Annotated in this window: 13 protein-coding genes; 11 read left to right on the forward strand and 2 right to left on the reverse strand. The window is 47.5% G+C overall.

Annotation, left to right across the window (positions count from 1 at the left end):
* Positions 1–16: 16 nt before the first annotated feature.
* From P397_RS0107675 to gpsB, 4 genes are read left to right on the forward strand one after another with little or no spacing between them, the layout of a single operon-like run.
* Positions 17–2,281: a DEAD/DEAH box helicase gene (locus P397_RS0107675; protein WP_028106074.1), complete on the forward strand. Its 2,265-nt coding sequence runs from the start codon at positions 17–19 to the stop codon at positions 2,279–2,281.
* A complete protein-coding gene (locus P397_RS0107680) occupies positions 2,278–3,462 on the forward strand; it encodes a ribonuclease H-like domain-containing protein (RefSeq protein ID WP_028106075.1) in 1,185 nt (394 codons plus the stop codon). Before P397_RS0107675 ends, P397_RS0107680 begins: the two co-directional genes overlap by 4 nt.
* The gene (locus tag P397_RS0107685; protein ID WP_028106076.1) at positions 3,459–4,019 is read left to right on the forward strand and encodes a DUF1273 domain-containing protein; all 561 of its coding nucleotides are present in this window, start codon (positions 3,459–3,461) and stop codon (positions 4,017–4,019) included. Before P397_RS0107680 ends, P397_RS0107685 begins: the two co-directional genes overlap by 4 nt.
* Before the next feature lie 5 nt (positions 4,020–4,024).
* Positions 4,025–4,345 (forward strand): cell division regulator GpsB, encoded by a 321-nt coding sequence (gene gpsB / locus P397_RS0107690; protein WP_051523913.1) that lies wholly within the window; start codon positions 4,025–4,027, stop codon positions 4,343–4,345.
* Positions 4,346–4,420: 75 nt separating this feature from the next.
* Here the strand turns inward: gpsB and P397_RS0107695 are convergent, their stop codons facing one another.
* Together P397_RS0107695 and P397_RS0107700 are read right to left on the reverse strand one after the other, a co-directional pair.
* Positions 4,421–4,729, reverse strand: coding sequence for a hypothetical protein (locus P397_RS0107695; protein ID WP_026832735.1), 309 nt, complete (start codon positions 4,727–4,729; stop codon positions 4,421–4,423).
* Positions 4,730–4,761: 32 nt separating this feature from the next.
* Entirely contained in the window at positions 4,762–6,336 is a 1,575-nt protein-coding gene (locus P397_RS0107700; protein ID WP_028106078.1) for an FAD-dependent monooxygenase, read from the reverse strand.
* A gap of 80 nt (positions 6,337–6,416) precedes the next feature.
* Between P397_RS0107700 and yvfG the strand changes: the two genes are divergently transcribed.
* The 7 genes from yvfG to P397_RS0107735 all read left to right on the forward strand — a co-directional run bounded on the left by yvfG (position 6,417) and on the right by P397_RS0107735 (position 12,370).
* Complete coding sequence (gene yvfG, locus P397_RS0107705) at positions 6,417–6,647, forward strand: protein YvfG (RefSeq protein WP_235183954.1); 231 nt, start codon at positions 6,417–6,419, stop codon at positions 6,645–6,647.
* Positions 6,644–7,255 carry an NUDIX hydrolase gene (locus P397_RS0107710; protein ID WP_026832738.1) on the forward strand — a complete coding sequence of 204 codons (612 nt, stop codon included), beginning with the start codon at positions 6,644–6,646 and terminating at the stop codon, positions 7,253–7,255. The genes yvfG and P397_RS0107710 overlap by 4 nt, the downstream gene beginning before the upstream one ends.
* A gap of 60 nt (positions 7,256–7,315) precedes the next feature.
* Complete coding sequence (locus P397_RS0107715) at positions 7,316–7,522, forward strand: hypothetical protein (RefSeq protein ID WP_026832739.1); 207 nt, start codon at positions 7,316–7,318, stop codon at positions 7,520–7,522.
* A 156-nt stretch (positions 7,523–7,678) separates the two neighbouring features.
* On the forward strand, positions 7,679–8,410 hold the full coding sequence (locus P397_RS0107720) for an ABC transporter ATP-binding protein (RefSeq protein ID WP_026832740.1): 732 nt from the start codon (positions 7,679–7,681) through the stop codon (positions 8,408–8,410).
* Positions 8,407–9,924 carry an ABC transporter permease/substrate-binding protein gene (locus P397_RS0107725; RefSeq protein ID WP_028106080.1) on the forward strand — a complete coding sequence of 506 codons (1,518 nt, stop codon included), beginning with the start codon at positions 8,407–8,409 and terminating at the stop codon, positions 9,922–9,924. Before P397_RS0107720 ends, P397_RS0107725 begins: the two co-directional genes overlap by 4 nt.
* Entirely contained in the window at positions 9,921–10,805 is an 885-nt protein-coding gene (locus P397_RS0107730) for a diacylglycerol/lipid kinase family protein (RefSeq protein ID WP_028106081.1), read from the forward strand. The genes P397_RS0107725 and P397_RS0107730 overlap by 4 nt, the downstream gene beginning before the upstream one ends.
* Before the next feature lie 218 nt (positions 10,806–11,023).
* Entirely contained in the window at positions 11,024–12,370 is a 1,347-nt protein-coding gene (locus P397_RS0107735) for a sodium-dependent transporter (RefSeq protein WP_028106082.1), read from the forward strand.
* Positions 12,371–12,557 lie beyond the last annotated feature (187 nt).

Raw genomic sequence — 12,557 nt, forward strand, 5'->3', positions numbered from 1 at the left:
GGAAGGACGTGGGGCAATGGAATCGAGACAATCACTTGTCACCTATTTAGAAGAGTTAAAAACCGATCGCGCCTTCATGGAGCGCGTCACATATATGAAAACAATGGAAGCGACACCCGGTCGATACGCTGCATTTCCAAACGAAATGCCGGAACGCTTGCGGCAGGCTCTAGAAAAGCGGGGCATTACGTCGTTGTACCGTCACCAAGAATTAGCTTTCCGGACTGTACAAGGTGGGGAATCAACCGTAATCGTCACACCAACGGCATCCGGGAAGACGTATTGTTTTAACTTACCGATTTTAAGTCATCTGTTAGCGAATCCGAATGCCCGGGCGTTGTATCTGTACCCGACCAAAGCTTTGGCACAGGATCAAAATAGTGAACTGCTCGAACTGATTGATGATCTCGAAGCTCCAATCCGTTGTTTTACGTACGACGGCGATACTTCCCCGACAATCCGGACAAAAGTTCGGAAAGCCGGCAATATCGTCATTACGAATCCGGATATGTTACACTCGGGCATTTTGCCGCATCATACGAAGTGGATTGAGCTGTTTGAAAACTTATCGCACATCGTCATCGATGAACTGCATACGTACCGAGGTGTCTTCGGAAGTCATGTCGCCAATGTCATTCGCCGGCTCCGCCGCATTTGCCGTTATTACGGGAGTGATCCGATTTTTATCATGACAAGTGCGACGATTGCCAATCCACAAGAGTTGGCAGAACGATTGACCGAAAAAAAGGTTCAGTTGATTGATGACAATGGAGCGCCGACCGGACGGAAACATTTTATCGTCTATCAACCGCCCATCGTCAATGCCCAACTCGGGATCCGGCGTTCGGCCACACTTGAGACCAAGCAGTTGGCTTCCCGCTTCATCAAAAAGAAATTTCAGACGATTGTTTTTGCCCGGTCCCGTGTCCGGGTCGAAGTGTTGTTGACGTATTTGCGAAGTCTCATTCGCCACGAACTCGGTCCGAAATCGATTGAAGGATACCGAGGCGGTTATTTGCCGAGTGAACGTCGCGATATTGAAAGACGTCTTCGCAAGGGTGAAATCACCGGAATCGTCTCGACCAATGCCTTGGAACTTGGCGTCGACATCGGTCAACTGCAAGTCTGTATCATGAACGGATATCCCGGAACGATTGCTTCCTTGTGGCAACAGGCGGGACGAGCAGGGCGTCGTCAGGACGATGCGTTGATTATCTTAGTGGCATCGTCCGGAATTCTCGATCAATACGTTGCCGAACGACCGGAACTCTTTTTAAATCAATCACCGGAAGCTGCTCGTTTGGATCCGGACAATTTAATCATTGCCGTCGATCATATCAAGTGTGCGGCATTCGAACTCCCGTTTCGCCAAGGCGAATCATTTGGTACCTTGGAGACGGAAGATATCTTGGAATATCTCGTGGAGGAACGTGTCTTGAATCAACGGGGAGAACGCTATTATTGGATGAATGACGCGTTTCCCGCGCATGGCATTTCGTTACGCTCGAGTGATCAGGAAAATGTCGTCATCGTCGATCAAACCGATGTCCCGAATCGTGTGATCGGCGAAATGGATACGTTTAGTGCGATGACATTGTTGCACGATGAGGCGATTTACCTTCACGGCGCCGACCAGTATCAAGTCGAGGTCTTGGATTTTGAGGAGAAAAAAGCATTTGTCCGTGCCGTAGATGTAGATTATTACACCGATGCCAATTTTTCCGTCGAGTTGTCTGTTTTGGATGAAGATGAAAGTTATACGAACGGAGCGTTCAGTGTGGCGCGGGGAGATGTCAGTGTCCGGGGAATGGCGACGATGTTCAAGAAAATCAAGTTCGGAACCCATGAAAACATTGGCTCTGGACCGATTCATTTGCCGGAGCGGGAAATCCACACGACCGGCGTCTGGTTTTCATTGCCGGAAAGTGCGACATCAAGCACGGAACTGGAACAAGTGCTCGAAGGAGTGGCCAACAGCCTGCGTCGCGTTGCCCCGCTGTATTTGATGTGTGATGCAAGTGACGTTTTTGTCGTTCCACAAGTCAAGGCAACGCATACTCAAAAACCGACGATCTATCTGTATGACCGTTATCCGGGGGGAGTCGGTCTCGCCGCATCGATATACAAGCAACGTCACATCATGTTACGGGCAGCACGGGACTCGATTGAAACGTGTCCCTGTCAGGATGGTTGTCCGGCGTGTATCGGGATGATCGGTCTCGCTGACGAAAAAGAACGGACGATCCGAATGCTTGCTGAAATGGAGACGGAATTATCATGAAAAATAAACTGAGACGGATGTTGAAGACGACGGAGTCAGAACCAAAAGAAAAACCGTCACCGACGAAACAGGAACAACAGGCAACAGCGGAACAAGCGGCTTGGTTGGAAAAAGGAGCCGATATTCTCACCTTTGAAGAGGAATGGATCGTACGCATTGATCACCGTTATCCGCTGACAGCTCAGCATGGACATCGTTCGTTTGAAGCGGTGTTTGAATCCCTTCAGCTTCCGCATCCACCACTCGCACTCGATGTCCCGCTGGAACAAGTCATTTTTTTCGATACAGAAACGACCGGATTAAAAGGGACCGGCACAACGATTTTTTTACTCGGCTTCGCACGTTTTGAAAAAGGCGACTTGTTGATGCGGCAATATTTTTTACCGCATCCGCATTATGAAGCGGCTTTGTACCACCATTTTCTGCATGATATCGGGGAAGATGTTCGCTTTGTGACCTACAACGGAAAGAGTTTTGACTGGCCACAAATCAAGACCCGTCATGTATTTGTCCGAGAACGGGTCCCCCGTCTGCCGAAAGTAGGACATTTAGACTTACTTCACGTCTGTCGGCGGATGTTCAAAGGATTGTACGATTCGTATCGACTGACACGGATGGAGGAACGAATCGGATTTGAACGGACAGATGATTTACCTGGATTTCTGGCACCGATGCATTATTTTCAATATGTCGAACATCAAAATCCGGCAATCATGGAGGGCGTTCTCGAGCACCATCTCCATGACTGCCTGACTTTAGTCAGTCTGTACGATGAATGCAACCGGCTCGTGACGCACCGGCAAGACGCGTCGTCACAAATCCGGGAGAACATCGCTGTCTGGTTAGCCGACTTAGGCATCCATGAGCAATCGGTCAAACACTTTGGACAGGCGGAAGAACTGACGGCTCAAGGGTGGTTGCGGCAGGGTTTTTTATACAAGAAACTCCGCCAATACGAAGAAGCCGTCGACTGTTTTCAAAAAAGCGAGACATATGAAGGGTATATCGAACTGGCCAAATGGGCCGAGCACATTGCAAAACGACCCGACGTTGCTTATGATTATACTGAACAGGCAAGAAAGATGTTAGAGCAGCACCAGTTATTGTCTTCGCGACGCGAACGCTTGATCACGGAATTGAATCATCGAAGTTTACGTCTGCAAAGGAAGTGTCAGCAATGAATGTTGTGGCAGTCTCCGGCTATAAGCCAAACGAACTGGGGATATTTGATCAAAAACACCCCGGGATCAAGATTTTAAAAGCCGCCTACCGGGAACATCTGATCCGTTTGATTGAAGAGATGGGGACGACGTGGTTTATTACGAGTGCTGCGCCTGGATGTGAGCTGTGGGCATGTGAAGTCATTCTTGAATTGAAGGAAGATTATCCGGACATCCGTCTAGGGATTTTGTTGCCGTTTCTGGAACAAGAGGCGAAATGGAAAGAACCGGTTCAAGCGCAATATCGTGCCGTGTTAAATCAAGCCGATTTTGTGGATGCGATCAGCCAGAAGCCTTACGAAAATCCTTCTCAGTTTCGAAATAAAACCGAATTCATGATTCAAAAGAGTCAGGGATTGTTATCCGTGTTTGATGAGGAACACGGAGGGTCCGCTAAGTATTTGGTGGAACGTGCTAAACTAGAGATGGAACGGTCCGATTATCAGCTGTTCTTGATCACACAAGACGACTTGGCGATGATGGAGCAGGAACAGAACTACAATGATCAATGGGAGTGAAGCGTATGTATAAGCCGTTATTGACAGCAGATGATATTTACAAAAAGGAATTCAAGACAGGGCTTCGAGGGTACGTCATCGAAGATGTGGATGGTTATTTGGATCAAGTCATTAAGGATTACGAAGGGTTTGAGCGAGAAATCGATCGTTTAAAACGTGAATTGGAAGAAACGAAGGCGTCTTCTTCTGTCGGGATCAAACGGGAAGAGCGTCGTGTTGAACCAGAAGTGGCGCCGGCACCTGCCAATCCCTCGAACTACGACATGTTACGCCGGATTTCGAATTTGGAAAAAGCCGTGTTCGGTCGTCCGCACAACGAAGAATGATGGCGGTCTTTTCCGCGACACGCCAACAACCAAAAAGGACTTCTCGATCAGGCGAGAAGTCCTTTTTGGTTCGCCTTACGATCGATTGAGAAGATCCTCTGCACGAGGTAAATCTTCTTTCACGACATAGACGGCAACCCGATCATCTAAATTTTTGCTGAAGCGGCGGAAAAGAAAAGACGTTTTGATGCCACGTTCGATGCGTACTTCAAGACCGGCTTGATCCAACCGGTCATAGTCACGTGCCAAGCGTTCCCCTTTTTCTCCAAATTCTTCACCGAGCAGAACCCAACGTAACGATTCTTTTGTGCGTCGCAAAACGATCACAAGAAACGCAAGAACAAGCACGGCAATCAATATTAAACGTATTGTGTTCACATCCATAAATCTCTTCACCTCATCTTTATCATACGTCCTTAACGGGCATAAAGTAAACGTTCAAGATAACGCGAAAATGGATTGATTTTTAATCCTTGTTGACGATACGCAATATATCCATCCGGACGAATCAAATAAAGTCCCGCTTGTTTAATCCCGAACTTCCGTGCGAGTTCACCGCCTTGATCGACGACACCATCGTCCTTCAGCTCTTGATGAATGGGGACGGTTTCGAACAAATCGGGATAGGAATAAGCCAGTTCTTTAAACGGTAGAAGGGTCGCGTCATCCGATTGACGCGGTAAAAAGAGCAACAGCAGGAAATTGCGGTCCGCCCGTCGTAACAAAAGTTCATTTTTTTTCGTTCGCGGATTCACGACTTCGCTGTACGGCATCGGCTCACCGGGACGTGGTGTCAGAAGCGGGAACCGTCCTTGTGTGACGAACAGGTGGGACGCTTGGTAGTTGCTGTTGAGTTGCGCGATTCGATTGGTGACATAATGATGGAGTGGCGTGATTTTTAAACTGTTTCGAATGACTTTTTCTTGTAAGGGCAATAAAAAAGGCACATTGATTTGCAACAGTTCGGTGGCGAGATTGGTTGAGCGTAAAATACCGCGCGCCGCTTCCCTGCGTTCGACACTGTAAGAATCGAGTAAAGGAAAACTGGCCTTAAACCGGTGAACACACCATAACTTCCATGCCAAGTTCATTGCATCGGCAATACCGGTATTCATGCCTTGCCCGCCGACGGGCGAATTGATGTGGGCGGCATCTCCAATTAAGTAGATGCGGTGGTGACCAAACTTCTCAATAATTCGATTGTGGACGCGGAACATGGAGTACCAGTGGACTTTCTTAAGCGTAAAAGGTACTTTAGCCCGGTTTTTCAAGAAATCTTCGATGGCTGCGTGGTCGGTTGGAACCGCTCCATTCGATAAGTTGCCGGTAATTCGGAATAAATTGGATTGGAGCGGGAACGATTCGATGACACCATGATCGGAAAAGAAGATATGCACTTCTTCAGACGACAACGGCCAATCGACCTCGATGTCCGCAAGTGCCCACGACTCTTTAAAGGATTTGCCGCTGAACGGCAGTCCAAGTTCACGCCGGACAAAGCTGTTGGCCCCGTCCGCTCCGATGATAAAGGAAGCATCGACGGTTTCGGTGACATCGTCTTTTCGAATCGAGGCACTGACGAACGTCGGGAACTGTGCAAATCCGGTCAATTCGGTTTCGCGTTCCACCTGATGTCCATCTTCTTGCAAGCGTGTTTCAAGAATGCGTTCGGTTTCACTTTGAGGCAATAAGGTAACGAATGGAAACGGTGTGTTTAAATCGGTAAAGTCAAGCTTCGCTTGCCAAGCCCCGTTAACGTATAAGTTCCCTTGATTAATTTTAATAGCATTCTCCATTAGAGCATCGGCTACACCAAGACGTGCGAACAATTCAAGCGACCGGGCCTGAATACCGATGGCCTTTGAAACGACCGACGGACCGCTTGCCCGTTCGATGATGCGAAACGTCAATCCATACCGTGACAAGGCAAGCGCCAATGTCAAACCGGTTGGTCCAGCACCAATGATCAAAACATCTATTTTTTTCTTCACGGATAGCCCCCCTTATTTTACTTCTTAGCCAAAACTCGCTACCATTAAACTATCGACTTGGCGGGCAACCGTCTGAAAGGATGAGACCAGTGAACGAGCAATTATTTACGACAGAACGATTGATGAGCAACTTCAGAGAATACACACGCCAAAACGAAGCCCACATGACAACCATCCAAGCCCTCAATGCCTATTATAAGGTAGTGGCGGGATCGATTTTAGCCGACCGAATTGCTAAAAATGCCGATTTGATTGTCCGGATGCGTCATTTGGAAGAGGCTTATCAGAAAGTCGCGCAGGAAACACGATGAGTGACTTTCAGCTCAGTGATGTCAAACGAGCTTTTGAATCGTCGACGGAACGGCTCCCGAAAAACGCAGCAGCGGTATTGGTCCCACTGATCGAACGAGACGGGGAAGTCCATGTCTTGTTTCAAGTCCGTGCCAAAACGTTACGCTCGCAACCCGGTGAGATTGCCTTTCCGGGCGGACGGATTGATCCCGGAGAACAACCGCGGGAAGCGGCCGTGCGAGAGACAACGGAAGAGTTGAACCTAACGGAAGAAAACATCGAAGTCATCGGCACACTTGAACCGTTGGTCACACCCAACCGTTCAATCATCTATCCCTATGTCGGGATACTAACGGCGACGGACATTCACCCGTCACCGATGGAAGTCGATCATATCTTCTTCGTATCGCTTGCCGATTTACTGGCAGCAGAACCGATTCAGGGAGAGATGGAGTGGCGGATTCGTCCGGGCAAGAAAGTACCGACCGAACGGATGGCGAATCGTGACGCTTATTTGGACCGGACATACAAAACCGTTGAACATTTTTATGAACATGAAGCCTATTTGATTTGGGGACTGACGGCGAAAATCTTGCGGCAGATGTTGCGGACCTTAACGCAATACTAGCTTTTTCAACAGTTCTTTTATATGATTAAGAATATCTGAACGTGTCAGGAGATGAGTGAGATGGAAGAAGAAGAGCTATTTGATTATATCGTCGGTGATATGGTGAAAACAAAAGAAGGATGGGTCGCAGAAGTGACGGCAGTCTTGACGAATACTGTCGTAGGAGACCTTTCGCATACGAAAAACTTTGAATCACTTGGTTTTGAATTCGAGAAACAAGTTCTGATCAAATCGGAAATCGAATTATTAGAACGGAAATCAAAATAAGTAAGGAACCGGACAGATTGTTTCTGCCGGTTTTTTTTGTTGTCTGAAGGAAGGAAAAGCAGGTTTCATAATAGGAAAATGAGGGAAATTTTACAAAGATAATAACGAACTCAGATGAAATGTGTTTACAAACTAAAGATGGTGGAGGGATCGTGTGTGATTGAATTCAAGGAAGTCGGTAAAACCTATCCAGACGGAACAAAAGCGGTCCAAAAATTGAATTTTACAGTTGAAAAAGGCGAGATTTTTTGTTTGATTGGACCTTCAGGTTGTGGCAAGACCACGACAATGAAAATGGTCAATCGGTTAATCGATCATACGGAAGGCCAGATTTGGATTAACGGGCAACCGATCATGTCGATTGACGAGCATGAACTGCGCCGCCAAATTGGTTATGTCCTGCAACAGATTGCCTTGTTTCCGCACATGACAGTCGAAGAAAACGTATCGGTCGTCCCGCAATTGTTGAAGTGGGATAAAAAGAAGATTGACGAACGTGTCAAAACCCTGTTTCATCTGACCGGTCTGACTGAAAACCTGAGAAAAAAATACCCGAGCGAACTGTCGGGTGGTCAGCAACAACGCGTAGGTGTCATGCGCGCCTTGGCAGCGGAACAAGACGTCATTTTAATGGACGAACCGTTTTCTGCGCTCGATCCGATCTCACGGGATCAATTGCAAAATGATTTATTACGGTTAAATGATGAGCTCGGAAAAACGATTCTGTTTGTCACGCACGATATGAATGAAGCGTTGAAACTCGGAAGTCGGATCTGTCTGATGAATGACGGCGAAATTGTCCTTATTGGAACAAAAGAAGACATTTTAGCAAGTGAAGACCCGTTCGTGAAGGAATTCATGGGTCAAGTTAGGGGGATCGTTCAATGACAGGTTTGTTGGAAACGTATCAAGACCGGAAAGCCGAACTGTTGCAAGCCTTGATTGAACATATCCAATTATCGGTCCTATCCCTCGTGATTGCCTGTTTAATTGCAATTCCACTTGGCATTTATCTATCCCGTAACAAAAAAATGAGCGAATGGTCGATTGGAGTCACGTCTGTCATTCAGACGATTCCTTCGCTCGCTTTGCTCGGTCTGATGATTCCCCTTGTCGGGATCGGGACCGTTCCTTCGGTCATCGCCCTTGTCTTATATGCACTTTTACCGATTGTCCGCAATACGTATACGGGATTAGCAGAAGTGGATCCTTCGATCAAAGAGGCGGCACGCGCGTGCGGGATGACACCGACGCAAAGTCTGTTGAAGGTTGAACTTCCGCTCGCGTTACCGGTCATGATGGCCGGGGTGCGAACAGCGATGGTCTTGATCATCGGGACAGCGACGATTGCAGCACTGATCGGCGCAGGAGGACTGGGATCGATCATCCTGCTCGGGATTGACCGCAATGACAACTATCTGTTATTGCTAGGGGCGATTCCGGCAGCATTGTTAGCCCTTTTATTTGACGGTTTATTACGACAAACGGAAGTGGCGACGAAGAAACGCCAAAAAGGGCGCTTGATTGTCGCGGTTGCTTTAATTGCGACGCTCATCATCACACCGTTTGCGCTTGGACGTACGGAACGACCTGACTTGGTCGTCGCCGGAAAACTGGGCGTTGAACCGGAAATTTTGATGAACATGTATAAATTGGTCATCGAGGACGAAACCGATTTAAATGTTCAAGTAAAACCGAATTTCGGAAAAACAACTTTTGTTTATAAAGCCCTGCAATCGGGTGACATTGATCTGTATCCGGAATTCACGGGAACGGTTTTAGCCAGTCTGACAAATGAAAAACCGGTTTCAAATGAAAAGCAAGCTGTTTTTGAACAAGCACGGGACGGTCTGGTCAAACAAGACTTGGCGTTACTCCCGCCGATGAATTACAACAATACGTATGCGGTAGCCGTTCCGAAAAAGGTTGCCGAACAGTATGACTTAAAAACGATTTCTGATTTACAGCAAGTTGCCGGACAGTTAAAAGCCGGATTTACGTTAGAGTTCAAAGATCGTCAAGACGGATACAAAGGAATCCAAGAGAAGTATGGCGTCAACTTTGAAGAAGTCGTGACGATGGAACCAAAATTACGCTACAAAGCGATTGAGTCGGGGGATATCCAAGTCATCGATGCCTATTCGACCGATCCTGAGATTGCGAAGTACGATATGGTCGTATTAGAAGACGATCAACAGTTGTTCCCGCCGTATGAGGGGGCGCCGCTGTTACGACAAGAGACACTGGATGAATATCCGGAAGTTGAGCAGGCACTGAAACAGTTAGACGGAAAGATTTCCGATGCCGAGATGTCACAAATGAATGAAGCTGTAGCTTATGGCGGAAAAACAGCCAACCAAGTGGCACGCGAGTATCTCGAGAAAGAAGGAATCATCCAATGAAGTTATTATTGATCAGCAATCCGATGGCCGGAACCAATCGGGCCGGATTGCTACAAGAGGTGATTGATCCCTTGGCCGCCATGTTTGATGAAATTGTCATCCGACAAACGAAACAGGCGTTGGACGCCCTGCAATTTGCCGAAGAATCAAGCGACTTCGACGCCCTCGTTGTCATTGGTGGAGACGGCACGGTGTTTGAAGTCATCAACGGAATTGCGAAACTGGAAAAACGTCCGATTCTTGGCATTATTCCAGGCGGGACGTGTAATGATTTTGCAAGAACGTTAGGGTTGCCAATGGTGCCACGGCTCGCCGCGGAAATGATTGCGACCCAGCAAATCGTTGAGGTGGACCTTGGACAAGTAAATGATACGTATTTCCTGAACTTCGTCGGCTTAGGCCTCGTGGCAGAGGCCTCGATCGGCATTGATACGGAAGAAAAGGCGCGTCTCGGGAAGATGGGCTATTATCTTTCGACCATCCGTTCGAGCATGGAAGCTGAACCGTTTTCCTATGAACTGGAGTTAGCGGAAGGACAGAAGATGACCGGAGAGGCTGTCTTGATTTTAGCGGCGAACGGCGAATCGTTAGGCGGGATTGAAACGAACTTATCCCAAGGCGCCTACAACGACGGGAAACTGGATCTTGTAATCGTTGATGAAGTCAATTTGACGACGATCCGTGACGTCATCCTGCAAAAAATTGGTTTAACCAATGAACCATCCTTTACACATCTGTTGACGAGCGGATTTACCTTAAAAACGGACTCACCCAAAGTCATTGATACGGATGGTGAAAAAGCGATGCATTCACCGATTGAAGTAAAAGTTTTGCCGGAATTCTTAAAGATGTACAGTGGACGTGTCAGTCCTTTGAACTAAGGTGAGGGGAGTAAAAGCTTCACCATCACACAACCGGAGACCCTTGTCAGTCAGACAGGGCGTCTCCGGTTTTTTGATTTTTTTACGGAAATAAGAATGATTCATCGCGAATACGCGGTTATGCTTTGACGCTTTAAAGAAAATGTTTGATAAAGGATGACTTCCGGCGTGAACTTTTGTACAATGGAAAAGTATTTTTGAAAAGGAGGTCGAGCACCATGAAAGGAAATGCATGGGCTTCGAAAGTCGGTTTTATTTTAGCAGCGGCAGGATCAGCAATTGGTCTGGGGGCAATCTGGAAGTTCCCGTATACGACAGGAACAAACGGTGGGGGCGCATTTTTATTGCTGTTTTTAGCGTTTACCTTGCTACTTGGATTACCTGTTCTGATCGCTGAGTTTTTAATTGGACGTACAAGTGGGAAAACAGCATTACGTGCCTTCTCCGAACTAGGTCATAAAAAATATACCTTCATTGGTGTTCTTGGCGTCATTGCTTGTTTTTTGTTGCTTTCATTCTACAGTGTCATCGGAGGATGGGTTTTGATCTACACGGTCCTCGGTTTTTCCGGCAGTCTGACCACGATGAACGGCGAGGCCTTAGGAGAGTTGTTCGGAACAATTTCCGCTTCTCCGCTGTACGCCATCACCGGACAGTTGGTTTTCCTGATCATCACATGTGTCATCGTCTTACGCGGCGTCCAAGCTGGAATTGAAAAAATGAGTAAAATCATGATGCCGTTACTGTTTCTCTGTTTCATCGTTCTTGTCGTCCGCTCGTTGACGCTTGAAGGAGCAGGGGCAGGTGTCCGTTTCTTCATTGAACCGGACTTCTCAGCGCTCAGCCGGACATCGGTCCTTAGTGCGTTGGGTCAAGCGTTCTTCTCCTTATCATTAGGGGTGTCAGCGATGCTGACATATGCCTCTTATATGAAAGAGCGGGGACAAATCAATCGTTCGGCAGTCTGGATCGTCTCGCTGAACATCGTCGTCTCATTGTTGGCCGGATTTGCGATTTTCCCGGCTGTCTTCGCATCGGGTCTCGACCCGGCGGAAGGACCGGCGCTGTTGTTCATCGTGTTACCGACGGTCTTCAGTCAAATCCAATTTGGTTCGATCTTCTTGTCGCTGTTTTTCCTACTATTCGCCTTTGCTTCGATCACGTCGTCGATTGCGATGTTGGAAGTAGTCGTCTCGTCCATTACAGACCGGAAACCGTCTGCGACGTTTAAAGACAAAAAACGCAATACGATCATTGCAACCGGATTGATTGCGCTCATCGGGATCCCTTCAGCACTTTCCTTTGGACTCGCAAGTGAGTTGACATGGATGGATAAAACGATTTTTGATTGGATGGACTTTACGGTCTCGAATATCCTGATGCCGATCGGTGCGTTGCTGATTTCGTTTTTTGCCGGATTCAAGTTGGACCGTGCCTTGGTCGAACAGGAGCTGGTGACGAGTCCGATGATGAAACGGATGCTTCCTTTCTGGCGTTTTAGCGTCTGTTACCTGAGTCCGATCGCGATTTTGATCATCTTAATCTGGCCGTTGTTCGGTTCGTGATACTTCAAGAAAAAAAACGTGTTCCAACAGCTGATCTGCAGTTCAAGCAGATCAGCTGTTTTTTTTTTGTCTGCCTACGCACCGGCTCTCAGAAATCAAACTTGAGACGGATGTAACGGTGGATAGATTATGGTGAAATAAGAATAGCGGGAGGACTAACATTTCGCGAAAACGGGAAACTTTTTGT

The organism is Exiguobacterium undae DSM 14481 (genome assembly GCF_000620805.1).
In the GTDB taxonomy this organism is placed as follows: domain Bacteria; phylum Bacillota; class Bacilli; order Exiguobacteriales; family Exiguobacteriaceae; genus Exiguobacterium_A; species Exiguobacterium_A undae.

What these genes read in the sequence shown, in the direction of transcription:
- P397_RS0107675 (WP_028106074.1), top strand. Translation starts at nt 17, where the DNA reads ATGGAATCGAGACAATCACTTGTCACCTATTTAGAAGAGTTAAAAACC.
- P397_RS0107680 (WP_028106075.1), top strand. Translation starts at nt 2,278, where the DNA reads ATGAAAAATAAACTGAGACGGATGTTGAAGACGACGGAGTCAGAACCA.
- P397_RS0107685 (WP_028106076.1), top strand. Translation starts at nt 3,459, where the DNA reads ATGAATGTTGTGGCAGTCTCCGGCTATAAGCCAAACGAACTGGGGATA.
- gpsB (WP_051523913.1), top strand. Translation starts at nt 4,025, where the DNA reads ATGTATAAGCCGTTATTGACAGCAGATGATATTTACAAAAAGGAATTC.
- P397_RS0107695 (WP_026832735.1), bottom strand. Translation starts at nt 4,729, where the DNA reads ATGGATGTGAACACAATACGTTTAATATTGATTGCCGTGCTTGTTCTT.
- yvfG (WP_235183954.1), top strand. Translation starts at nt 6,417, where the DNA reads ATGAGACCAGTGAACGAGCAATTATTTACGACAGAACGATTGATGAGC.
- P397_RS0107710 (WP_026832738.1), top strand. Translation starts at nt 6,644, where the DNA reads ATGAGTGACTTTCAGCTCAGTGATGTCAAACGAGCTTTTGAATCGTCG.
- P397_RS0107715 (WP_026832739.1), top strand. Translation starts at nt 7,316, where the DNA reads ATGGAAGAAGAAGAGCTATTTGATTATATCGTCGGTGATATGGTGAAA.
- P397_RS0107725 (WP_028106080.1), top strand. Translation starts at nt 8,407, where the DNA reads ATGACAGGTTTGTTGGAAACGTATCAAGACCGGAAAGCCGAACTGTTG.
- P397_RS0107730 (WP_028106081.1), top strand. Translation starts at nt 9,921, where the DNA reads ATGAAGTTATTATTGATCAGCAATCCGATGGCCGGAACCAATCGGGCC.
- P397_RS0107735 (WP_028106082.1), top strand. Translation starts at nt 11,024, where the DNA reads ATGAAAGGAAATGCATGGGCTTCGAAAGTCGGTTTTATTTTAGCAGCG.